Origin of the sequence: Mesorhizobium sp. CO1-1-11 (assembly GCF_020164995.1) — a bacterium.
In the GTDB taxonomy this organism is placed as follows: domain Bacteria; phylum Pseudomonadota; class Alphaproteobacteria; order Rhizobiales; family Rhizobiaceae; genus Mesorhizobium; species Mesorhizobium australicum.
Genome location: NZ_JAIUHE010000025.1, coordinates 38,618 through 60,754, shown reverse-complemented (window position 1 = coordinate 60,754; position 22,137 = coordinate 38,618). Strand labels below are relative to the sequence as shown.

The 22,137-nt window shown below is 63.2% G+C and carries 20 protein-coding genes; 17 read left to right on the top strand and 3 right to left on the bottom strand.

The window, feature by feature from the left end:
- Window positions 1-38: 38 nt before the first annotated feature.
- On the bottom strand, window positions 39-971 hold the full coding sequence (locus LB554_RS25290; RefSeq protein WP_224528962.1) for a LysR family transcriptional regulator: 933 nt from the start codon (window positions 969-971) through the stop codon (window positions 39-41).
- A gap of 95 nt (window positions 972-1,066) precedes the next feature.
- Here LB554_RS25290 and LB554_RS25285 point away from each other — a divergent pair, with 95 nt between their 5' ends.
- Window positions 1,067-1,939: an NAD(P)H-dependent oxidoreductase gene (locus tag LB554_RS25285; RefSeq protein ID WP_140618915.1), complete on the top strand. Its 873-nt coding sequence runs from the start codon at window positions 1,067-1,069 to the stop codon at window positions 1,937-1,939.
- Here LB554_RS25285 and LB554_RS25280 read toward each other — a convergent pair.
- A complete protein-coding gene (locus tag LB554_RS25280) occupies window positions 1,921-2,970 on the bottom strand; it encodes a LacI family transcriptional regulator (RefSeq protein WP_140618913.1) in 1,050 nt (349 codons plus the stop codon). The genes LB554_RS25285 and LB554_RS25280 overlap by 19 nt on opposite strands.
- 402 nt (window positions 2,971-3,372) lie before the next feature.
- On the opposite strand from LB554_RS25280, the gene LB554_RS25275 reads away from it, so the two are divergent.
- From LB554_RS25275 to LB554_RS25240, 8 genes are all read left to right on the top strand, one after another.
- Window positions 3,373-4,611 carry an ABC transporter substrate-binding protein gene (locus LB554_RS25275; RefSeq protein ID WP_015315675.1) on the top strand — a complete coding sequence of 413 codons (1,239 nt, stop codon included), beginning with the start codon at window positions 3,373-3,375 and terminating at the stop codon, window positions 4,609-4,611.
- A gap of 97 nt (window positions 4,612-4,708) precedes the next feature.
- Window positions 4,709-5,602, top strand: a complete 894-nt coding sequence (locus tag LB554_RS25270) for a carbohydrate ABC transporter permease (RefSeq protein ID WP_140661686.1) — start codon at window positions 4,709-4,711, stop codon at window positions 5,600-5,602.
- On the top strand, window positions 5,595-6,530 hold the full coding sequence (locus tag LB554_RS25265; protein ID WP_140721116.1) for a carbohydrate ABC transporter permease: 936 nt from the start codon (window positions 5,595-5,597) through the stop codon (window positions 6,528-6,530). Before LB554_RS25270 ends, LB554_RS25265 begins: the two co-directional genes overlap by 8 nt.
- The gene (locus LB554_RS25260) at window positions 6,530-7,633 is read left to right on the top strand and encodes an ABC transporter ATP-binding protein (protein ID WP_411962653.1); all 1,104 of its coding nucleotides are present in this window, start codon (window positions 6,530-6,532) and stop codon (window positions 7,631-7,633) included. Before LB554_RS25265 ends, LB554_RS25260 begins: the two co-directional genes overlap by 1 nt.
- Window positions 7,634-7,688: 55 nt before the next feature.
- A complete protein-coding gene (locus tag LB554_RS25255) occupies window positions 7,689-8,435 on the top strand; it encodes a sugar phosphate isomerase/epimerase family protein (RefSeq protein WP_224587519.1) in 747 nt (248 codons plus the stop codon).
- Window positions 8,436-8,446: 11 nt separating this feature from the next.
- Entirely contained in the window at window positions 8,447-9,604 is a 1,158-nt protein-coding gene (locus LB554_RS25250) for a Gfo/Idh/MocA family protein (RefSeq protein WP_224587516.1), read from the top strand.
- Window positions 9,605-9,738: 134 nt separating this feature from the next.
- Complete coding sequence (gene mgrA, locus LB554_RS25245; protein ID WP_140661851.1) at window positions 9,739-10,785, top strand: L-glyceraldehyde 3-phosphate reductase; 1,047 nt, start codon at window positions 9,739-9,741, stop codon at window positions 10,783-10,785.
- Between the two features lie 306 nt (window positions 10,786-11,091).
- Entirely contained in the window at window positions 11,092-11,496 is a 405-nt protein-coding gene (locus LB554_RS25240; RefSeq protein WP_015315682.1) for a Fur family transcriptional regulator, read from the top strand.
- A 16-nt stretch (window positions 11,497-11,512) separates the two neighbouring features.
- On the opposite strand, the gene polA is transcribed toward LB554_RS25240, so the two are convergent.
- Complete coding sequence (gene polA, locus LB554_RS25235; RefSeq protein ID WP_224587515.1) at window positions 11,513-14,470, bottom strand: DNA polymerase I; 2,958 nt, start codon at window positions 14,468-14,470, stop codon at window positions 11,513-11,515.
- 427 nt (window positions 14,471-14,897) lie between these two features.
- On the opposite strand from polA, the gene LB554_RS25230 reads away from it, so the two are divergent.
- From LB554_RS25230 to LB554_RS25195, 8 genes are all read left to right on the top strand, one after another.
- Window positions 14,898-16,283 (top strand): M20/M25/M40 family metallo-hydrolase, encoded by a 1,386-nt coding sequence (locus LB554_RS25230; RefSeq protein WP_224587513.1) that lies wholly within the window; start codon window positions 14,898-14,900, stop codon window positions 16,281-16,283.
- A gap of 78 nt (window positions 16,284-16,361) precedes the next feature.
- Window positions 16,362-16,982, top strand: a complete 621-nt coding sequence (locus LB554_RS25225) for a ribonuclease D (RefSeq protein ID WP_140618902.1) — start codon at window positions 16,362-16,364, stop codon at window positions 16,980-16,982.
- 13 nt (window positions 16,983-16,995) lie between these two features.
- Window positions 16,996-17,199, top strand: a complete 204-nt coding sequence (locus LB554_RS25220; protein ID WP_023770648.1) for a hypothetical protein — start codon at window positions 16,996-16,998, stop codon at window positions 17,197-17,199.
- A 108-nt stretch (window positions 17,200-17,307) separates the two neighbouring features.
- The gene (locus LB554_RS25215) at window positions 17,308-17,562 is read left to right on the top strand and encodes a GlsB/YeaQ/YmgE family stress response membrane protein (RefSeq protein WP_015315687.1); all 255 of its coding nucleotides are present in this window, start codon (window positions 17,308-17,310) and stop codon (window positions 17,560-17,562) included.
- 25 nt (window positions 17,563-17,587) lie between these two features.
- Window positions 17,588-17,734: a hypothetical protein gene (locus LB554_RS25210; RefSeq protein WP_140823902.1), complete on the top strand. Its 147-nt coding sequence runs from the start codon at window positions 17,588-17,590 to the stop codon at window positions 17,732-17,734.
- A 25-nt stretch (window positions 17,735-17,759) separates the two neighbouring features.
- A complete protein-coding gene (locus LB554_RS25205) occupies window positions 17,760-18,674 on the top strand; it encodes a hypothetical protein (RefSeq protein ID WP_224587511.1) in 915 nt (304 codons plus the stop codon).
- Between the two features lie 318 nt (window positions 18,675-18,992).
- On the top strand, window positions 18,993-21,260 hold the full coding sequence (locus LB554_RS25200) for a transglycosylase domain-containing protein (RefSeq protein ID WP_224587509.1): 2,268 nt from the start codon (window positions 18,993-18,995) through the stop codon (window positions 21,258-21,260).
- 78 nt (window positions 21,261-21,338) lie between these two features.
- Entirely contained in the window at window positions 21,339-22,091 is a 753-nt protein-coding gene (locus LB554_RS25195; protein ID WP_140713189.1) for an SDR family NAD(P)-dependent oxidoreductase, read from the top strand.
- The last annotated feature ends 46 nt before the right edge of the window (window positions 22,092-22,137 follow it).

The window sequence follows — 22,137 nt, the reverse complement described above, 5'->3', positions numbered from 1 at the left end:
AAGACATCCGGCTTAGCTTGGCTGCCGTGCCGGAATACTCACCGCTCCACATGTGGCTTCTCGATTCCGGGGATGCCGCCGACCTGTTGGGCAAGAAAATCGACCAGCAGCCGGACCCGGGCGATGCCCGCCCGTTCGGGGACGATCAGCATGCTGAGCGGAACCGAAGGCAGCGCATAGTCAGGCAGAATCGCTTCAAGCCGGCCGGACGCCAGGAGATCGCCGACAAGCCATTGGTGGGCGGGCGCAATGCCGCGCCCGGCGAGCAGGGCTTCGCGTGCGGCAAGCCCGTGGTCGACCCGGAGGCGCCCTGCAAACGGCACTGTATGGCGGTTGCCGTCTGGTCCTTGCAGCACAAGGGTGTCGCTGCCGGCAACGTTTGACATCCGGATACCTTCGTGATCGGCCAGGTCCCCGGGACCTTCAGGCCTGCCGCGTTCAGCGAGATAGTCGGGCGCCCCCACGAGCAGTCGCCGGGATTGGCCGAGCGCTCGCAATTTCATGGAACTGTCGGTGAGCGGGCCGAGACGAAGCGCGATGTCGACGCCTTCCATGACGAGGTCGATGCGTTCGTCGGTGAGGCTGAGATCGACGCCGATGTCGCGATAGCGGTCCTGAAACGCGAAGATAAGCCGGCTGACATGCAGCACCCCAATGGCGGCGGTGCAGGAGAGCCGGATCGTGCCCGCGGGCGCCGCGCGCGTGCCGCGAACCTCGTCGCCCGCCTGTTCGACAAGGCGCAGGATCTGCACGCTGTCTGCATAATAGCGGCTGCCCTCATCGGTCATCGTGACACGCCGGGTGGTCCTGCTGAGCAGGGCGACGCCGACGGCCTCCTCCAGTTCCCTCAAATGGCGCGTGACTGTCGACTGGCCGATCCTGAGTTCACGCGCGACCGCCGACAGACTGCCTCGTTCAGCAACGCGCACGAAGGTGCGCATGCGCTCGAGCGTGACAGCTGATTTATCCATTAATCGGCAGAATATTATGCATTCTCGACATGTAGCGGATGATGCGGCTGTTGGCTATCTCAGGGTCAATGTTTCCAACAGAGGATCGACGGATCATGAAAGTCCTACTTGTCTTTGCCCATCCCGAGCCACGGTCGCTCAACGGCACGCTGCGTGACGTCGCCGTCAAGGAACTCAAGGCTCAAGGCCACGAGGTTCGGGTGTCCGACCTCTATGCGGACGGTTGGAAATCGGAGGTCGACCGCGCTGACTTCCCCGAGCTTTCGCCAGACGCGCGGCTGGTGCCGGTGGGGGCCTCCAAACAAGCATACGAGTCCAATGCTCTGACCGCAGACGTCAAGACCGAGATCGAGAAGCTGCTTTGGGCCGATGCGCTGATCCTGCAGTTTCCGCTGTGGTGGTTCACCATGCCGGCGATTTTGAAAGGCTGGGTCGATCGGGTCTTCGCCTACGGCTTCGCCTACGGCGTCGGCGAACATAGCGACAAGCGATGGGGTGACCGGTACGGCGAGGGCACACTCGCGGGCAAGCGAGCGATGCTGATTGTGACAGCCGGCGGCTGGGAGGATCATTACTCCCCGCGCGGCGTCAACGGACCGATCGACGACCTGCTGTTCCCGATCAATCACGGAATCCTCTATTATCCGGGCTACGACGTGCTTCCGCCGTTCGTGATGTACAGTGCGGACCGTCTCGATGCGGCGGGCTTCGAGCTTGTCGCCGAACGCCTGCGCGAACGGATGCGGACACTGGCGACCACGGCGCCCATTCCCTATCGGCGGCAGAATGGTGGCGATTATCTGATCCCGAGCATGCGGCTTCGTGCCGAACTAGCCGATCCGGGAGCAACCGGCTTCGGACTTCATGTGAACCGCGGGGCTACCGACCAGAACGGTTCCTGGTTTGACGGGATGCATGTGGACTTGCCCGATCAGATCCGGGCAGACGCTCAGTCAGAGCGCCGATAGGCCACGACGCCCTTCGGTTCGCTCAGGCTCTGCAGCGAGCCGGGCGCGGCGCCGCCGATCCAGCCGAGCACCGAGCGGGCGAGTTCGGACCCGGCCAGGCGGAAGTCTTCGTTCACGACCAGCAATTCATGCCTGAACAGATGCAGCAGTTCCGACGACTGCTTCGACACCACGTCTACGTCGCGGCCGAGCTTCAAGCCGGCGTCCTCGATGCCGGCGACGATGGCGAGGGTCGCGGCGGCGGCGCTGCTGACGATGCCGTCCGGCCTGATGTCGCGCCGCATCAGCTGCGCGGTCCTCCTCCTGATCTGTTCGATCGAGTGGTCGATCGAAACGGTGTTGAACGGTACCTCGCTGGCGCCGACTTCGCTCAGAGCGTCGGCAAAGCCGTCGACCGTGTGGCGGTAGTAGCTCAAACCCACCGGCGGCGTCACCAAAGCGAGCCGGCGGCGGCCCAGGCCGGCGAGATGGCGCACCGCCTCGGCCGCGAAGGCGTAATTGTCGAAATCATGATAGGGATGCACGAGCCCCATATCGGTCCGGCCGTGGGTCGCGAAGGGAATGCCGCGCTCCAGCATGTAGCGGGCCCGGGGATCGTTCGGCTGCGTGCGTGAAATGATGACGCCGTCGGCGGAGCCGGTCTCCACGAGATAGCGCACCGGATCCAGCGGATCCTGCGAGCGCGAATAAGGCGTGACGATCAGGTGGTAGGGCGTGTCGGCGATGACTTCCGTGACGCCATAGATGATGTCGGAGACAAAGCTCATGAGTTCGTGCTCGGTGTTGAGCACGAGGCTGATGACATTGGTCTTGCCGGTCCTGAGGCGCACGCCGGCGCGGTTCGGCCGATAGCCGATCTGCTTGGCCACGAGCTGGACTCGGCGCCTGGTCTCGGCGCCGATCTCGGGCGCGTCCTTCAAGGCCCGCGAGACGGTGGTGACGCCGAGCCCGGTCATGAAGGCAAGCGTCTTCAGCGTCGGCCGCTCCTGTGCCGTCGCCTCGTCATCCTTGGCCGTGCGCTGTCTGTTCATCCGTCCCGCCCATCAGGCGCATAGCAGCCGCCGGGCAGCCCGGCAATGTTGCGGCCGCTCCCCGTGGCGCGTCACCTGCAGTGGAAGTAGTATACTGAAACGTTACAGCTTGTCACGATCGGTGTAAACGGGCGCGGGCGGACGCAAAAAAGACGCCGTCAACCGCGGGGCGAAAAAGCGTTGGGATTCAGAGGGAAGCGTGCTCTTGGCAAGTTTCTTGCTGCTCTTACCCAGAGAGCGGTGCAGTTTTGCATATTGCGTCGCACAATGCCGCGGCGGCGAGATGATTTTGTTCGCAGCTCGAAAAATGTCAAAGTGACACTTGCCGGAAGGGGTTGCGTATGGTCTTCAATTGCCGTATCGAAAATCTGTAACGTTTCAGATTTCTGGGAGGAAGCCGAAATGCGATACAAATTCCTGACCGCTGCCTTTGCCGCGACGGTTGCTCTCAACTTTGCCGGGCCGGCGGCCGCGACCGATCTGGAAGTCACCCATTGGTGGACCTCCGGCGGCGAGGCGGCGGCGGTCGCCGAACTCGCCAAGGCATTCGACGCCACCGGCAATCACTGGGTCGACGGCGCCATCGCCGGATCCGGCGGCACGGCGCGGCCGATCATGATCAGCCGCATCACCGGCGGCGATCCGATGGGGGCCACGCAGTTCAATCACGGCAGGCAAGCGGAAGAGCTGGTTCAGGCTGGCCTGATGCGCGATCTCACCGATGTCGCCACCAAGGGCAAGTGGACGGAAGTGGTACGGCCCAAGAGCCTGCTCGACTCTTGCACCATCGACGGCAAGATCTATTGCGTGCCGGTCAACATCCATTCCTGGCAGTGGCTGTGGCTGTCGAACGCGGCGTTCGAGAAGGCCGGCGTGCCGGTGCCGAAGAACTGGAACGAGTATGTGGCCGCCGCTCCGGCGCTGGAGAAGGCAGGCATCGTGCCGCTCGCGGTCGGTGGGCAGGCCTGGCAGGCATCGGGCGCCTTCGACGTGCTGCTTGCCGCGGTCGGCGGAACCGACACCTTCCTCAAGGTCTACAAGGACAAGGACGCCAAGTTCGCAGCCGGTCCTGAAGTCGCCAAGGTGTTCAAAGCGGCCGACGATGCGCGCAAGATGGCCAAGAACACGAATGTGCAGGACTGGAACCAGGCCACCAACATGGTCATCACCGGTAAGGCCGGCGGCCAGATCATGGGCGACTGGGCGCAGGGCGAGTTCCAGGTCGCCGGCAAGACCGCCGGCAAGGATTACACCTGCCTTCCCGGCCTCGGCCTGAACGAGGTCATCGCTACAGGGGGCGACGCCTTCTATTTTCCGCTGCTCAAGGACGCCGACAAGGCCAAGGCGCAGGAGGTGCTGGCCGAGACGCTGCTCGATCCCAAGACCCAGGTCGCCTTCAACCTCAAGAAGGGCTCGCTGCCGGTGCGCGGCGACGTCGATCTCAACGCGGCCAACGATTGCATGAAGAAAGGCCTCGCTATCCTGGCCAAGGGCGCGGTCATCCCATGGACGGACCAGCTGCTCTCGCAGGACAGCCAGAAGCAGAAGGAGGACCTGTTCTCGGAGTTCTTCGCCAAGCCCGACATGAGCCTCGAAGAGGCGCAGAAGCGCTTCGCCGACATCATCGCTTCGGCTGATTGACGACCGACGAGCCGTCCGCTCCCGACCTTGCCAGGCAGGGCCGGGAGCCAAGGCGTGCTGACTTTCCGCCCTTATCCGATCCAGCACGGCTGTACCGATGAGCAAGAGCGAACGCCCGAGCCAACTCTTCCGCAATCTCAATGCGAAGGTCGCTTCGATCCCGATGATCCTCACCGCAATGGTGGTCTTTGTCGGCGGCACCGCGTGGACGGTGCTCTACTCCTTCACCAATTCGAAGCTGCTGCCGCGGCTGAATTTCGTCGGGCTCGACCAGTATTACCGGCTGTGGGCGACGCCGCGCTGGCTGATTTCGATCGAGAACCTCTTGATCTACGGTGTGATCTCACTGGTGTTCTCGCTGGTGATCGGTTTTCTGCTGGCGGCCCTGCTCGACCAGAAGATCCGTTTCGAGGACACGTTCCGCACCATCTTCCTCTACCCCTTCGCGCTCTCCTTCATCGTCACCGGCCTTGTCTGGCAATGGCTGCTCAATCCGGATTTCGGCGTCCAGGGCGTGGTACGAAGCCTCGGCTGGGCCAGCTTCGATTTCAATCCGCTCTACAATTCCAGCATCGTCATCTACGGCATATCGATCGCGGCGCTTTGGCAGGGTACAGGGCTGATCATGTGCCTGATGCTGGCGGGCCTGCGCGGCATCGACGAGGACATCTGGAAGGCCGCACGGGTGGACGGGATTCCCATGTGGAAGACTTATCTGTTCATCATCATCCCGATGATGCGGCCGGTGTTCATCACCACGCTGGTGATCATCGCGTCGGGCATCGTCAAGGTCTATGACCTCGTCGTCGCGCAGACCAGCGGCGGGCCGGGCATCGCCTCCGAAGTGCCGGCCAAATACGTCTACGACTACATGTTCTTCGCCCAGAATCTCGGCCAGGGCTTTGCCGCCTCGACCATGATGCTGCTGTCGGTGATGATCGTCATCGTGCCGTGGGCCTATCTCGAATTCGGAGGCCGCAAGCGTGTCTGATCATGCCGTCTCCTTGTCCGCCACGTCGTCAAACCTCCGGGCTGGCGCCTCCGGCCCGAGCGGACCAAAGCCGCGGCACATGTTCTCGCGCCGTAACATTTTCCTGTACGGCACGCTCATCGTGGTGGCGCTCTACTATCTCCTGCCGCTCTATGTGATGGTCGTCACCTCGCTGAAGGGCATGCCGGAGATCCGCCTCGGCAACATTTTCTCGCCGCCGCTCGAGATCACCTTCGAGCCCTGGGTCAAGGCGTGGTCGCAGGCCTGCACCGGCCTCAATTGCGACGGGCTCTCGCGCGGGTTCTGGAATTCGGTGCGCATCACCGTTCCCTCGGTGATCCTGTCGATCGCAATCGCCTCGGTGAACGGGTACGCGCTGGCCAACTGGCGCTTCAAGGGCGCCGACACCTTCTTTATCATCCTGATCGTCGGCGCCTTCATTCCCTACCAGGTGATGATCTATCCCATCGTCATCATCCTGCGCGAGATCGGCCTCTATGGCAGCCTTACCGGCCTGGTGATCGTGCATTCCATTTTCGGCATGCCGATCCTGACGCTTCTGTTCCGCAATTATTTCACATCCATGCCGGAGGAACTGTTCCGGGCGGCGCGCGTCGATGGCGCCGGCTTCTGGGGCATCTACCTGCGCATCATGCTGCCGATGTCACTGCCGATCTTCGTCGTCGCCGTCATCCTGCAGGTGACCGGCATCTGGAACGACTTCCTGTTCGGCGTCGTCTACACCCGTCCCGACACCTATCCGATGACGGTGCAGCTCAACAACATCGTCAATTCGGTGCAAGGCGTGAAGGAATACAACGTCAACATGGCCGCCACCATCCTGACCGGGTTGGTGCCGCTGATCGTCTATTTCATTTCCGGCAAATTGTTCGTGCGCGGCATCGCCGCCGGCGCGGTGAAAGGGTGATGGCGATGGCGGCGAACGGCACCAGCGTTTCGATCCAGGACCTGTCGCTGAACTTCGGCGCGGTCTCGGTGCTGCAGACGCTCAATCTCGATGTCGCCGAAGGCGAGTTCATCGTGCTGCTCGGGCCTTCCGGCTGCGGCAAGTCGACCTTGCTCAACTGCATCGCCGGTCTGCTCGACATTTCGGAAGGCCGCATCTTCATCAAGGGCAAGAACGTCACCTGGGAAGAGCCCAAGGACCGCGGCATCGGCATGGTCTTCCAGTCCTATGCGCTCTATCCGCAAATGACGGTGGAGAAGAACCTGTCCTTCGGGCTGCGTGTCGCCGGCATCGCCAAGGACGAGATCGCCAAGCGCATCGCGCGCGCCGCCGAGATCCTGCAGATCGAGCCGTTGCTGCAGCGCAAGCCGGCGGCCCTTTCCGGCGGCCAGCGCCAGCGCGTGGCGATCGGACGGGCGCTGGTGCGCGATGTCGACGTCTTCCTGTTCGACGAACCGCTGTCCAATCTCGATGCCAAGCTGCGTTCGGAGCTGCGTGTCGAGATCAAGCTTCTGCACCGCAAGCTGCAGAACACGATGATCTATGTCACCCACGACCAGATCGAGGCAATGACGCTGGCCGACCGCATCGCGGTGATGAAGGGCGGCGTCATCCAGCAGCTCGACGCGCCGCAGACCATCTACAACCGCCCGGTCAACCGGTTTGTCGCCGGCTTCCTCGGTTCGCCTGCGATGAATTTCGTCGAGGGGCAGCTGGAGACCGGCACGACGGCGGTGTTCAAGACCGGGGATTTGACCATACCGCTCGAGCGCTATGGCTTCGACGGCACCGGCAACAAAAGCGGGCCTTGCGTGTTCGGGGTTCGCCCCGAGCACGTTGCCTTTGGCGAGGCCGCGAATTCCATGCCCTTCGCCACCGATGCCGCCGTCGAGATCGTCGAGCCGATGGGCTCCGATACGCTGGTGTGGACGAAGCTCGGCGGCCGCATTTTTTCCTTCCGTGTCGAGGCGGAAAAAACGCTGCGCAATGGCGACCCGATCAGGATCGGCTTTGATCCTGCCCGCGCCTCGCTGTTCGATACTCCATCCGGCAACCGCATGTAGCTCCCAAGAAAACCATCCTCCCAAGGACAATCCCCAAGCAGAACGGACAGAGACGATGAACTGGTCATTCCAACTTTACAGCGCCCGCAATTTCTTGCCCTGGACCGATGTGCTCGAAATGCTCGGCAAGCTCGGCTACGCCGAGGTCGAAGGGTTCGGCGGCGTCTATGACGATCCCAAGGCCTTCCGCGCCGAGCTCAACAAGAACGGCCTTGCCATGCCGACCGGGCATTTTTCCATCGATGCGCTGGAGAATGATTTCGACGGTGTGCGCCGGATCGCCGAAACGCTCGGCGTCAAGCTTTTGATCTGTCCGTATCTGATGGCCGAGGACAGGCCATCCGACGCCGCCGGCTGGCGCGGCTTCGGCGAGCGGCTGGCCAAGGTCGGCGAGGTCGCGTCGAAGGCCGGCTATGGCTTCGCCTGGCACAACCATGATTTCGAGTTCAAGGCACTCGCCGACGGCTCGGTGCCGCAGGATCATATCTTGTCGTCCGCGCCCGATATTGGCTGGGAAATGGACGTCGCCTGGGTGGTGCGCGGCGGCTCCGATCCGCTGCCCTGGATCGAAAAGCACGGCCAGCGCATCGTCGCCGTCCACGTCAAGGACATGGCGAAGGCGGGCGAGGGGCTGGATGAGGATGGCTGGTCGGATGTCGGCCACGGCACGATCGATTGGGCCGGCCTGATCAAGGTGCTGCGGGCCAAGAGCGCGGCGAAATACTTTGTCATGGAACAGGACAATCCCAACGACATCGAGCGCTTCGCCCGCCGCTCGATCGCAACCGTCAAGAGCTACTAGGAACAACCACCATGGCAAAGAAGCTGGGTACTGGGAAATTGGGTGTTGGCGTCATCGGCTGCGGCAACATCTCGAAGGCGTATTTTTCGCTGGCGCCGTTGTTTCGCGGCATCGAGATGCGCGCCTGCGCCGACATCAACATGGACGCGGCCAGGGCGCGGGCGAAGGAATTCAAGCTGCGCGCCGAGACCGTCGAGGATCTGCTCAAGGCCGACGATATCGACATCATCGTCAACCTGACCATTCCGGCCGTGCATTACGAGGTCTCGAAGCAGGTGCTCGATGCCGGCAAGCATGTCTATTCCGAAAAGCCGTTCGTGCTGTCGCTCAAGGAGGGTCAGGACCTCAAGGCGCGGGCGCAGAAGAGGGGGCTGCGCATCGGCTCGGCGCCGGACACGTTCCTCGGCGGCGCGCACCAGTTGGTGCGCGAACTGATCGACGAGCGGAGGCTTGGCAAGATCACCAGCGGCACCTGCCACGTCATGGGCCACGGTATGGAGCATTGGCACCCCAATCCCGACTTCTTCTTCCAGCCCGGGGCGGGACCAGTGCTCGACATCGGACCGTACTACATCACCAATCTGATCCAGCTGATCGGGCCGGTGAAGCAGGTAGCGGCCTTCGCGACGACCCCCGCCAAGGAACGGACCATCAGCTCAAAGCCGCGCGCGGGCGAAAAAATCCCGGTCAACACGCCGACCACCATCCATGGCCTGCTGGAATTCGAGAACGGCGCCGTGGTGACGCTGAACACCAGCTGGGATGTGTGGGCTCACGGCCACGCGCCGATGGAACTCTATGGCGAGGGCGGGACGGTGTTCGTGCCGGATCCGAACTTCTTCGGCGGCGACGTGCGCTTCACCGAAGAAGGCAAGCCGGTCAAGAAGCTGCCGAAATGGAAGCATCCGCTTGGCGTTCCCAATGAGATGCATGGCCAAGGCATGATGGCCAATTACCGCACGGCGGGCCTGGCCGACATGGCGCTGGCGATCGCCGAAGGGCGGCCGCACCGCTGCTCGATGGAACTCGCGCTGCATGCCGTCGATGTCATGACCGGCCTCCTGCGCTCCGGCGAAACCGGCAAGTTCGTCGCCATGCAGACCACTTGCGAGCGTCCGGCCGCGCTTGGCGTCAAGCAGGCCAAGGAGCTGCTGGCCAAGAAGACGTAGTCGCATGGATTATCGATAATTTTGCCTTACCCCTCTCCCCGTTCCTCCGGGGAGGGGGTAAAGGATGGGGTACGGGCATGCTCATCGCCTCTGCGATGACGGTGCCCTGTCCGTTCAAATTCGAGGATTTCCCCATGCCCTATATCGCCGCTGAAAACCGCTACGAGAAAATGATCTACAACCGCTGCGGTCGGTCCGGCCTCAAGCTGCCGGCGATCTCGCTCGGGCTGTGGCACAATTTCGGCGACGACACGCCGCATCGGACCAAGCAGGCGATCGTGCGAAAGGCCTTCGATCTTGGCATCACCCATTTCGACCTCGCCAACAATTATGGGCCGCCGCCCGGCTCGGCCGAGACGGCTTTCGGCGAGATACTGCGTACTGATTTTGCCGCCTATCGCGACGAACTGATCATCTCGACCAAGGCCGGCTACGAAATGTGGGCCGGCCCCTACGGCGAATGGGGCGGGCGCAAATACATGCTGGCCAGCCTCGACCAGAGCCTGAAGCGGATGGGCCTCGACTATGTCGACATCTTCTATTCGCACCGCTTCGATCCCGATACGCCGCTCGAAGAAACCATGGGCGCGCTCGACCATGCGGTGCGTTCGGGCAAGGCGCTCTACGCCGGCATCTCGTCCTACAATTCGCAGCGCACCCGCGAGGCCGCCGACATATTGAGGCAACTCGGTACGCCCTGCGTCATCCATCAGCCGAGCTATTCGATGCTGAACCGCTGGGTCGAGGAGGACGGACTGCTCGACACGCTCGAGGGGCTCGGCGTCGGCTCCATCGTGTTCTCGCCGCTGGCGCAAGGCATGCTGACCGACAAATATCTCGGCGGCATTCCCGATGGCAGCCGGGCCTCCCAAGGCAAGTCGCTCAAGACAGCTTTCATCAACGACCGCACCATTGCCAACATCAAGGCGCTCAACGCGATCGCCGGCAAGCGCGGCCAGACGCTGGCCCAAATGGCCTTGGCCTGGGTGCTGCGCAGGGGCCGGGTTACCTCGGCGCTGATCGGCGCCAGCCGGCCCGAGCAGGTCGAGGATTGCGTCGGGGCGCTGAAGGTGCTCGACTTCAGCGACGCCGAACTGGCCGAAATCGATACATACGCGCGCGAGTCCGACATCAACCTGTGGGCTGCTTCCGCCGAGCGCAAAGGCCCGCCGAGGAAATAGCTGAAGCCGGCTAATAAAGGCTGGCGGAATTGCTCGCGCCGGCCTTCGCGGATGAAGTCCAGTCAGGGCGTGGCCGGCCTCCCTGAGGCGGCGTTGATCGCCGCGTGGGTCGGCAGGCCAATGGTGCCTGGCACACCCTTGGCTACCCTCGTCGAGATTTCTGCCAATGTGCCCGCGCGTCATCGATTGGCCCGGGACAACAACAGAAGAGTAGCAAAGAGGGCGGTTCGTCGCTATCTGAATGGGATCGGGCCGTTTGCATGCGCAGACAGCCCGCCAACAGTGCAGGACAAGTGGAACAGGACCATGGCGGCAAGGGATGTGCTGACGAAAAACCAGTTGTGCGTGCTCGAGAAACTCGAGATCGCCAGCGGGCCGCTCAGCGCCTACACCTTGCTCGATCAGCTTCGCGAGCGCGGTTTTCGCGCCCCATTGCAGGTCTATCGCGCGCTCGACACGCTGGTGAAATCAGGTTTCGTGCACCGGCTGGAAAGCATTAATTCCTTCGTCGCCTGCGCCGAGCCGCACGACCATAGCCACTCGATGACCGCCTTCGCCATATGCGATACTTGCGGGCAGGTGACCGAAATGTCCGATCACGACGTCGACCACCGGCTGAACGAATGGGTCAACTCGACCGGCTTCGCCGCCAAGAAGGCGGTGATCGAATTTCGCGGGACCTGCGCGAAATGTTTGGCGCAAGCGGCCTGAGGGCCTCGCTAGCGCGTCAGTGTGCCTCGTCCCAGTTGTTGGCGGCCCGCGCGTCGACATGCAGCGGCACCGACATCGAGACCGCCGGCATCGCCGCGTTTTCCATGACATGGCGCACGACGGGGATCGTCGCCTCGACTTCCGCCTCGACCGTTTCGAAGATCAGTTCGTCATGCACCTGCAGGAGCATGCGGGCCGACAGCTTGGCCTTGTCCAAGGCTTCCTCCATGCGGATCATGGCGCGGCGGATGATGTCGGCGGCGGTGCCTTGCAGGCGGGCGTTGATCGAGGCGCGCTCGTTGAACGCGCGCAGCGACGGGTTCGAGGACCTGATGTCGGGATAGTGGATGCGGCGGCCGAAGATCGTTTCGACGAAGCCGTGCTCGCGGGCATAGGCCTTGGTCTCCTCGATATAATCGCGGATGCCGGGAAAGCGCTCGAAGTATTTCTTGATGTAGGCGCTCGCCTCCTCGCGAGGGATCGACAGCTGGTTGGCGAGACCGAAAGCCGAGATGCCATAGATGATGCCGAAATTGATCGCCTTGGCGCGGCGACGCACTTCCGACGGCATACCCTCCACGGGCACGTTGAACATTTCGGACGCGGTGATGGCGTGGATGTCGGCGCCATCCGCAAAGGCCTGCCGCAATTGCGGGATTTCGGCGACATGGGCGAGCACGCGCAATTCGATCTGGCTGTAGTCGGCTGACACCAGCCGAAGATTCTTGTCGGTGATGAAGGCGGTCCGGATCTTGCGGCCTTCAGCCGTGCGCACCGGGATGTTCTGCAAGTTCGGGTCGGAAGACGACAGACGGCCCGTCGTCGTCGCGGCGAGCGCGTAGGAGGTGTGGACGCGTTTCGTGTCGGGATTGACGAAGCCGGGCAGCGCATCGGTGTAGGTCGATTTCAGCTTGGTCAGCTGGCGCCAATCGACGATCTTGCGCGGCAGTTCGTGCCCTTCCGCGGCAAGGTCTTCGAGCAGCTGCGCCGAGGTCGACCACTGGCCGGTCTTGGTCTTGGAGCCGCCGGGCAGGCCCATGCGGCCGAACAATATGTCGCCGAGCTGCTTGGGTGAGCCGATGTTGATGCGCTCGCCGATGAGCAGGTAGATTTCCTCCTCGAGCCGGGCCGCACCTTGCGCCAGTTCCCCCGACAGCCGCGACAGGATCTGCCGATCGACCGAAATGCCGCGCTGTTCCATGCGCGCCAGCACCGGCACCAGTGGCCGCTCCAGGCGTTCATAGACCGAGACCAGGCCCTTGGCGGCAAGCCGGGGCTTCAGCACCCGCCACAGCCGCAACGTCACGTCGGCATCCTCGGCGGCGTGAGCGGTCGCCCTGTCGATATCGACCTGGTCAAAACCGACAGAGTTCTTGCCGGAACCGGTCACGTCCTTGAGTTGAAGGGGTTTATGGCCAAGCCATTTGTCGGCAAGGGCATCCATGCCGTGGCCATGCGGCGTGCCGGCGTCGAGCACGTAGGAGATCAGCATGGTGTCGTCGAACGGCGCGACATCGATGCCGTAGCGGCTCATGATGACCAGATCATATTTCAAGTTCTGCGCGATCTTCAGGACCGACCTGTCATCGAACAGGGGTTTGAGGACCGCCAGAGCCTCGCGAAGCGGAATTTGGTTTTCGAGCGTGCCGCCGCCAAGCAGGTCGCCATTGCCGCTCTTATGGGCGAAGGGAATATAGCCGGCGCGCCCAGGCGCTGTGGCCATGGCCAATCCGATCAGTTCGGCCTGCATCGGATCGGTCGAGGTGGCCCTGACGTCGAAGGCAGCGATACCAGCCTCCCGCGCCTCCGCGACCCAGGCCTTCAGCGTCGCGATATCGCGGATGCACTGATAGGCCGCGGTATCGATCTTGGCGGTCGCCGCTCTCTCCAGCCGCAATGCGGCCAGGAGGGAAGGGGTGTCCCCTTGTTTTGGCGTCTCCGTCATCTCGACTTCAGCAGCCTGGCCAGGCTCGGAGCCCGTCCCGTTCCGGGCAACGGGCGGTGTTCCGGCGCCGACATCGGGGCCATGTGCATTATCGGCGCGTTCGACGGGCACCGCGACGGCCTGGACGTCGCCGGCCTCGGTGCCGGTCGCTTCCGCCACACGGCGGGTCAGCGAGGTGAATTCCATGGTCTTGAGGAAGCCGATCAGCTTCGGTCCGTCGGGGGCATGCAGGACGAAATCATCCAATCCTTCTGCCACCGGCACATCGTTCTTCAGCGTCACCAGCTGGCGCGAGATGCGCGCCTTGTCGGCGTTGGCGATGATCGATTCCCGCCTTTTTTCCTGCTTGATCTCGCCGGCGCGGGCGAGCAATCCGTCGAGGTCGCCGAACTGCTCGAGCAGTTGCGCCGCGGTCTTTGGCCCAATGCCGGGCACGCCAGGCACATTGTCGACGGAGTCGCCCGTCAGCGCCTGCAGGTCGATCATCTTTTCCGGCGGCACGCCCCATTTCTCGACGACTTCGGGGATGCCGATCTGCCGGTCCTTCATCGGGTCGTACATGCCGACCGTTTCGCCAACCAGCTGCATCAGGTCCTTGTCGGAGGAGATGATGGTGGTGTCGCCGCCGGCCTCGCAGGCCAGCCGGCAATAGGTGGCGATGAGATCGTCGGCCTCGAAGCCTTCCATCTCGACGCAGGGCAGGTTGAACGCCCTGGTAGCCTGGCGGATCAGGCCGAACTGCGGGATCAGATCCTCCGGCGGCGCCGAACGGTTGGCCTTGTATTCGGGATAAAGGTCGTTGCGGAAGGTTTTCGAGGAATAGTCGAAGATGACGGCGAAATGCGTCGGCACAATGCCCACATCGGTGTTGCGGGCGTCCTGCATCAGCTTCCACAGCATGTTGCAGAAGCCGGAAACGGCACCGACCGGCAGGCCGTCCGACTTGCGGGTCAGCGGCGGCAGCGCGTGATAGGCGCGGAAGATGTAGCCGGAGCCGTCGATGAGAAAGAGATGATCGCCTTTTTTCATGCGGGCAGGGATAGCGCGGCGCGATGGCTTGGTCCATGCCAAAGACAGCGCCAGATACAACACCCTGACAGATCGCGACCCTGACGGATCAAAGGCATACAGGCCCGCTCACGGGCACGTTACAAAAGTGTAACGTTGACGCCCTTGAATCGCCACGTTCACAGACCCAAATACACGTCATCGGCAGTTTTCGCCGAAGTCCGGAGCAAGGCCCGTCCCCCGCCTATACCGGACAATTGCGGCAGCCTATCCCCCCTCTCCGGGCTGCCGCATCGTTTCGAGTAAAAGGCCGCCGTGGTTCCCCCTCCACCACGGCGGCATTTTTTTGCCCGCGGCGGCCATCCGGGTCGTGGTCCAATCGTCCCGGGCTTTTCGTTTCGCCGCTCTGCCTTTACGGTTCCGACACTGAACCGAAAGGCTATTGCAAATGTCCGCAGTCTCCCCCGTCCTCGACCGTCTCGACAAGAATCTCGACCAGAGCCTGGAACGGCTCTTCGGCCTGCTCGGGATCAAGTCGATCTCCACCGATCCAGCCTACGCCGCCGACTGCCGCAAGGCGGCGGAATGGCTGGTGGCGGAACTCAAACTGATCGGCTTCGACGCCAGTGTGCGCGAGACGCCCGGCCACCCCATGGTGGTTGCGCATCATGATGGGCCGGCTGGCGCACCGCATGTGCTGTTCTACGGCCACTACGACGTGCAGCCGGTCGACCCGATCGAATTGTGGGAAAACGATCCCTTCGCCCCCGCGATCAAGGAGGTGGGACCTGGTCACAAGATCATCACCGGGCGTGGCTCGGCCGACGACAAGGGCCAGCTGATGACCTTCGTCGAGGCATGCCGTGCCTGGAAACAGGTGCACGGCAGCCTGCCGTGCCGGGTCACCATCCTGTTCGAAGGCGAGGAGGAATCCGGCTCGCCCTCGCTGAAGCCGTTCCTCGAGGCCAATGCCGAGGAGCTCAAGGCCGACTTCGCGCTGGTCTGCGATACCAGCATGTGGGACCGCGACACGCCGTCGATCTGCGTCGGGCTACGCGGTCTGGTCGGCGAGGAGATCACGGTGAAGGCCGCCGACCGCGACCTGCATTCGGGCCTGTATGGCGGGGCTGCCGCCAACCCGATCCGCATCCTGGCCAAGGTGCTGGCCGACATCCACGACAAGGACGGCCATATCACCATCCCGGGCTTCTATGACGGCGTCGAGGAAACGCCCTCGCAGGTGCTGAAATCATGGGAGACGCTGGGCGAGACGGCCGAGACCTTCCTCGGGCCTGTCGGCTTGTCGATCCCATCGGGCGAAAAAGGCCGCTCGGTGCTGGAACTGACCTGGGCGCGACCCACCGCCGAATTCAACGGCATCATCGGCGGCTATACCGGCAAGGGTTTCAAGACGGTCATCGCGGCGGAAGCCTCGGCAAAGGTCTCGTTCCGCCTTGTCCACAAGCAGGATCCGGCCAAGATCCGCGCGGCCTTCCAGAAATTCGTCAAGGAACGCATCCCGGCCGATTGTACGGTCGAATTCCATGCTCATGGCGGCTCACCGGCAATCCAGCTCTCTTACGACTCGCCCTTCCTGGCCAAGGCCAAGACGGCGCTTTCCGACGAATGGCCAAAGCCCGCGGTGACGACCGGCAGCGGCGGCTCCATTCCGGTGGTGGGCGACTTTCAGACCTATCTCGGCATGGAATCGCTGCTGGTCGGGTTCGGCCTCGATGACGACCGCATCCACTCGCCCAACGAGAAATACGAGCTCAGCTCCTTCCACAAGGGCCAGCGCTCCTGGGCGCGCATTCTGGATGCGCTGACACGCTGAGCGCGGAAAACACGTTTTCTTGTTGATTTTTCACTGGATCGCGGCGAGGACGGGTAACGCCGCGACCCGGAGAAAACGATGAGCGATATCCGCTTCCATAAAAACGATCTGCCCGACCTTTCGCATTACGATGTCGCGGCGGTGGCGATCGATACGGAGACGCTTGGCCTCAACCCGCACCGAGACCGGCTCTGCGTGGTGCAGATCTCGCCTGGCGACGGCAGCGCCGATGTCATCCAGATCGCGCCGGGCCAGAAGGAAGCACCAAACCTGGTCAAGCTGCTGGCAAACGACAGGGTGACCAAGCTGTTCCACTACGGTCGCTTCGACCTCGCCGTGCTCTACCATGCGTTTGGCGTGATGGCCGAGCCGGTGTTCTGCACCAAGATCGCCTCGCGGCTGACGCGCACCTACACCGACCGGCACGGGCTGAAGGACATCTGTTTCGAGCTTCTCGGCGTCGGTCTGTCCAAGGCGCAGCAATCGTCGGATTGGGCGGCCGAAACGCTGTCGCCCGAACAGCTCGAATACGCCGCCTCCGATGTGCTCTATCTGCATCGTTTGCGCGATGCGCTGGCGGGACGGCTGGCGCGCGAGGGCCGGACGAAGGAGGCGGACGCCTGTTTCCGTTTCCTGCCGACGCGGGCCAAGCTTGACCTGATGGGCTGGGGCGAAGAGGATATCTTCGCTCACAGTTGAGAAAAGGGATGAAATGGCGGACAGAAAGCCGATATCGACCGCGCCGACCGACGGCTCCAAGGTCACCGTCACCTGGAAGGACAGCGACGGCGTCCTCAATGAATCCATAGCGCAATACCGCGACGGCGGCTGGTGGGTCTACACCGACAGCCATACCCAGAAGAAGGTCGAGCCGACCAGCTGGCGGCCCGCTGCCAGCGACGACGACGACCAGTGAGCGCCGCTGGCGAGGCCGGCTGCTTTCGACTAGCCTGAAGCCGTTAATATCGGGGCCGATTCGGAGCCTTCCGCTCCGCACCCGCCCTCTTGCACGGAGGAACCCGCCATGGGTGTCGAAAGCCTTCTCGTCTTCATCCTCATTGGTGCCATCGCCGGCTGGCTCGCCGGTCTCATCGTTTCGGGTTTCGGCTTCGGCCTGATCGGCAACATCATCGTCGGCATTATCGGCGCGTTCATCGCTGGCTGGCTGTTTCCGCGCATCGGCTTCTCGATCGGCGGTGGCATCATCGCCTCCATAATCCACGCCACGATCGGCGCCATCATCCTTTTGGTTCTGGTCAGGGTCCTGAAACGAGCCTGATGCTCGGCACGACAAAAGGCGCGCCATGAAGCAGAACACGCTCTATCTCACCATTGGCGCGCTCATCATCGTGATCATCGCGCTGGGCGTCTACGTCTACCGCGAGCAGGCCAGGCCGAAAGGCGTCGAACTCAAGATCGACGACAAGGGCATTTCAATCCAGCAGAACTGAACCCGCCGGGATCCAGGAGCGTGACATGGGGGCTTCCGACGCGTGGCAGAGCGGAGAGCGGCCCAGGATTACCGTGGCGGAATGGGAGAGGCTGAACCGGCCGCCACGACGCGAGGCGTTGCTGCGCTATTACTGGCGGACTTTTCGCTTCCTGAGGACATCCGCGCCGGTTAGCGAATTGCAGGGACGACAGCAATCGTTCCGTGACGCGGTCGTCGCCAGCGTTGCCTTCAACCGGCCTGATGTGATCGCATGGCAGATCCACCTCGTGCGCAGACACCTGGCCGAGCACGAGAGCTATATCGTCTTCGACAACAGCAAGAAGGAGGAGGCGAGGGAAGCCATCCGCGACCTCTGCCTGCGCCAGCACGTCCCCTATGTAGCGTTGCCGAGGAACAGGCTGACGGTCAGCAGATCGCACGGCCAGGCGCTTAACTGGATCGTGCGCAATTTCATGACCGGCTTGGCCCCGAAGGTCTTCGGGTTCATCGACCATGACATCTTTCCGACGGAACCTTTTTCAATCCGCGACCGGCTGAAGGGCAAGAGCGTTTACGGCAGTGTCCGGCGCGACACTCCGACGCCGGGCGGCTGGTTCTTGTGGCCCGCCTTCTGTTTTTTCGACGGAAGCCTGTTGCGGCAGCGGCTGGATTTCGCGCCGAGCTACAAATTCCGTATGGACTCGGGTGGCGGCAACTGGCCGCTGCTCTACCGCACGATCGACCAGGCGCTGGTCAGATTTACCGAGAACAAGTTGCTGCGCTGCGGCGAGGGCGATGACGAGCACGAGGATTTCTTCATGTCGGTCGACGGCTGGCTGCATGTAACCAATGCCTCGAACTGGCGAAGGCAGCCGGTTGACAGGCGCGAACAACTTGTCGCCTTGTTGCGGCAAGCTGCGGGTCCTGACCAGCTGGATGTGAAGTTCGAGCCGATCTAAAAGGATCGGGGTCCGTCGACCGCTCGAACAGTGTCGTTGCGGTTACCTGCAAGGAGCAGGCGCTGGCCTTCTATCCGCCGGCGTCGATTGTCGGAACGGCAGGCTCGGGGATCGAGCCAGGCTTGGCGCGCTTTTAAACGCAGGCCGAGCGCCGGCCGTTTCCCTGGTGGCGAACTGACGGTGTCGGCGAGAAGAAGATTAACAAATCCCTAATGGAATTCAGAGGCTTGGCCGAAGGCCTGCTTAACCCGCCCTTAAATCGCCGCATCTACTCTTCAACCCGAGCGCCATTGGCACCGGGGACATCAAGCGCAGCGCATGGCGAACCGCAGAGACAGTCGCATCGAGCCCAGCTTCGAGGGACCGCCGCGAGCGAGATCCCAGACGGGTCTTTCGGTGAGCGAGGAGGACCGCGTCGTGCCGAGCAACCGCAAAGCCTCCGCCAAACGCAAATCATCGAAGGCGAAATCGTCGCGGGGGAGGCGCGGCGGAGGCGGGCGCGGGCTGTTCGGCGTGCTCGGCCGGCTGTTCTACTGGTGCTTCGTGCTCGCCATCTGGGGCGGCATCGCGGTGGCCGGCGTCGTCATCTACTATGGCGCCAAGATGCCGGCGGCCACGACCTGGTCGATTCCCGATCGTGCGCCCAACATCAAGATCGTCTCGGCCGATGAGCAATTGCTGGCCAATCGCGGCATGAGCGGCGGCGAGGCGGTCGGCCTGCACGAAATGTCCCCCTATATCCCCGAGGCGGTCATCGCCATCGAGGACCGCCGTTTCTATTCGCATTTCGGTGTCGATCCGATCGGCCTGTCGCGCGCCATGGTCACCAACCTCATCGGCGGGCATTTCTCGCAAGGCGGTTCGACGCTGACGCAGCAATTGGCCAAGAACCTGTTCCTGACGCCGGATCGTACGCTGGAGCGTAAAGTGCAGGAGGTGCTGCTGGCCCTATGGCTCGAGCACAAGCACAGCAAGGACCAGATACTCGAAATGTACCTCAACCGGGTCTATTTCGGCTCCGGCGCCTATGGCGTCGAGGCGGCCTCGCGGCGCTATTTCGGCAAGAGCGCGCGCGACGTCACGCTGTCCGAAGCCGCCCTGCTTGCCGGCCTCTTGAAAGCGCCCTCGCGGCTGTCGCCGGCGCGCGATCCCAAGGCCGCCGAGGAGCGTTCGCAGCTGGTGCTCGGCGCCATGCGCGAGGAGGGCAAGATCAGCGAAAAGGAGCTGAAAACGGCGCTCAGCGCGCCGGCGACGCGCTCGCCATCCTACTGGACCGGTTCGGAAAACTATGTCGCCGACACCATCATGGAAGAATTGCCCGACCTGATCGGCGACGTGCGCGGCGATATCGTGATCGATTCTACCGTTGACCTGAACCTGCAGAAGCTCGCCGAAAAATCGATCCGCCGGCTGATCGACGACAGCGGCAAGAAGCTCAACGTCACCCAGGGCGCGCTGGTATCGATCGACGATTCCGGCGCGGTACGCGCCATGGTCGGCGGCTACGACTATTCGACCAGCCAGTTCGACCGTGCCTCGGAGGCGCGCCGGCAGCCGGGCTCGGCGTTCAAGCCGTTTGTCTATATGGCGGCACTTGAGGCCGGCCGCACGCCTGACAGCATCCGCAACGATGCGCCGATCAAGATCGGCAACTGGACGCCGGACAATTACGGCGGCAAGTACTTTGGCAAGGTCACCTTGGCGACAGCGCTGGCAAAATCGCTGAACTCGGTTGCCGCGCAGCTGACCATGGAAGTCGGCCCGAACGCGGTGGTGGAAGCCGCGCACCGCATGGGCATCCAGTCCGACCTGCAGGCCAACACCTCGATCGCGCTCGGCACCTCGGAAGTTACGCCATTGGAGCTGACTTCGGCCTATGTGCCCTTCGCCAATGGCGGCTACAAGCCGGACATCCATTTCATCCGCCGCGTGACGACGTCAGACGGCAAGGTGCTCTACGACAGCGCCGGCGGCAGCGCACCGCGCGTGATCAAGCCCGAGATCGTCGGCATGATGAATTCGATGATGACCGGCACGGTCGAGGTCGGCACCGCCAGGAAGGCGGCTTTCGCCTGGCCGTCGGCCGGCAAGACCGGCACCAGCCAGAATTCGCGCGACGCCTGGTTCGTCGGCTACACCGCCAATCTGACCACCGGCGTATGGTTCGGCAATGATGACGGCACGGCGATGAAGAAGGTCACCGGCGGCGCGCTGCCGGCGCAGGCCTGGCACGAGTTCATGGTCGCCGCGCATGAGGGCTTGCCGGCGCGGCCGCTGCCCGGCACCTGGAAATCGACGCCGGCCGACACCATCGTCCCCGACGAGATTCCCTCTGCCAGCAACAACCAGCCGGCACCGGTTCCGTCGGCGTCCGTCGGCCAGCAGCCGCCGGCCGCGCAGGCGACAGCACCGGCAACGCCGGTCCGTGCGGCGCGGCCTGCCCAGACCGTCGATGCCGATGGCTTCGATATGCCGGCGGATGACGGCACCACCGCTTCGGTCGGACATCCGGTGCCGCCAGGCAGCGTCGGCGGTCGGCTCAAGAAACGGCAGACGTCGATCCTGGATATCCTTGGCGGCGGCTGAGCAGCCGGCTGGCGGCGTCAATCCGCCTCTCGCCACCTCAGCGGCATTCGGCTACATGTCCAGCCCGGAGACCGCGACATGACCGAGACCGACACCAGAAAAACCATCGTGCTGACCGGCGCCAGCCGCGGTATCGGCCATGCCACTGTCAAACGCTTTTCGCGCGAGGGCTGGCGCGTCATCACCTGCTCACGCCAGGCCTTTGCCGAGGATTGCCCGTGGCCGGCCGGTCCCGAGGATCACATCAAGGTCGACCTCGCCGATCAGGAAGATGTCGGTATTGCGGTCTCGGAAATCCGCCATCGGCTGGAATCCCATGGTGGCCAGTTGCACGCGCTGGTCAACAATGCAGGCATTTCGCCCAAGCTCAAGGACGGCAACAGCCGCATGAACTCGATCGACACGCCGATGCATGTCTGGCGCGACGTGTTCCAGGTCAATTTCTTCGCGCCGATCATGCTGGCGCGCGGCCTGTTCAAGGAATTGGCGGCGGCCAGGGGCTCGATCGTCAATGTGACGTCGATCGCCGGCACCCGCGTGCATCCCTTCGCCGGCACCGCCTATGCGACGTCGAAGGCCGCGCTCGGCTCGCTGACGCGCGAGATGGCGCATGATTTCGGCCCGCACGGCATCCGTGTCAACGCCATCGCGCCAGGCGAGATCGACACCGCGATCCTGTCGCCGGGCACGGAAAAAATCGTCGAGACCATCCCACTGCGGCGCCTGGGCACCACGGCTGAGGTGGCCGACATCATCTTCTTCCTGTGCTCGAGCCAAGCGTCCTACGTGACCGGCTCGGAAATCCACATCAATGGCGGCCAGCACGTGTGAACTGATCGAGCCAAGGCCCGCTCATCTGGCCAGGGTGACAAGCCTT

What these genes read in the sequence shown, in the direction of transcription:
- LB554_RS25290 (WP_224528962.1), bottom strand. Translation starts at nt 971, where the DNA reads ATGGATAAATCAGCTGTCACGCTCGAGCGCATGCGCACCTTCGTGCGC.
- mgrA (WP_140661851.1), top strand. Translation starts at nt 9,739, where the DNA reads ATGCCCTATATCGCCGCTGAAAACCGCTACGAGAAAATGATCTACAAC.
- LB554_RS25215 (WP_015315687.1), top strand. Translation starts at nt 17,308, where the DNA reads ATGGGTGTCGAAAGCCTTCTCGTCTTCATCCTCATTGGTGCCATCGCC.
- LB554_RS25225 (WP_140618902.1), top strand. Translation starts at nt 16,362, where the DNA reads ATGAGCGATATCCGCTTCCATAAAAACGATCTGCCCGACCTTTCGCAT.
- LB554_RS25230 (WP_224587513.1), top strand. Translation starts at nt 14,898, where the DNA reads ATGTCCGCAGTCTCCCCCGTCCTCGACCGTCTCGACAAGAATCTCGAC.
- LB554_RS25250 (WP_224587516.1), top strand. Translation starts at nt 8,447, where the DNA reads ATGGCAAAGAAGCTGGGTACTGGGAAATTGGGTGTTGGCGTCATCGGC.
- LB554_RS25280 (WP_140618913.1), bottom strand. Translation starts at nt 2,970, where the DNA reads ATGAACAGACAGCGCACGGCCAAGGATGACGAGGCGACGGCACAGGAG.
- LB554_RS25220 (WP_023770648.1), top strand. Translation starts at nt 16,996, where the DNA reads ATGGCGGACAGAAAGCCGATATCGACCGCGCCGACCGACGGCTCCAAG.
- LB554_RS25260 (WP_411962653.1), top strand. Translation starts at nt 6,530, where the DNA reads ATGGCGATGGCGGCGAACGGCACCAGCGTTTCGATCCAGGACCTGTCG.
- LB554_RS25255 (WP_224587519.1), top strand. Translation starts at nt 7,689, where the DNA reads ATGAACTGGTCATTCCAACTTTACAGCGCCCGCAATTTCTTGCCCTGG.
- LB554_RS25200 (WP_224587509.1), top strand. Translation starts at nt 18,993, where the DNA reads ATGGCGAACCGCAGAGACAGTCGCATCGAGCCCAGCTTCGAGGGACCG.
- LB554_RS25240 (WP_015315682.1), top strand. Translation starts at nt 11,092, where the DNA reads ATGGCGGCAAGGGATGTGCTGACGAAAAACCAGTTGTGCGTGCTCGAG.
- LB554_RS25210 (WP_140823902.1), top strand. Translation starts at nt 17,588, where the DNA reads ATGAAGCAGAACACGCTCTATCTCACCATTGGCGCGCTCATCATCGTG.
- LB554_RS25195 (WP_140713189.1), top strand. Translation starts at nt 21,339, where the DNA reads ATGACCGAGACCGACACCAGAAAAACCATCGTGCTGACCGGCGCCAGC.
- LB554_RS25270 (WP_140661686.1), top strand. Translation starts at nt 4,709, where the DNA reads ATGAGCAAGAGCGAACGCCCGAGCCAACTCTTCCGCAATCTCAATGCG.
- LB554_RS25205 (WP_224587511.1), top strand. Translation starts at nt 17,760, where the DNA reads ATGGGGGCTTCCGACGCGTGGCAGAGCGGAGAGCGGCCCAGGATTACC.
- polA (WP_224587515.1), bottom strand. Translation starts at nt 14,470, where the DNA reads ATGAAAAAAGGCGATCATCTCTTTCTCATCGACGGCTCCGGCTACATC.
- LB554_RS25275 (WP_015315675.1), top strand. Translation starts at nt 3,373, where the DNA reads ATGCGATACAAATTCCTGACCGCTGCCTTTGCCGCGACGGTTGCTCTC.
- LB554_RS25285 (WP_140618915.1), top strand. Translation starts at nt 1,067, where the DNA reads ATGAAAGTCCTACTTGTCTTTGCCCATCCCGAGCCACGGTCGCTCAAC.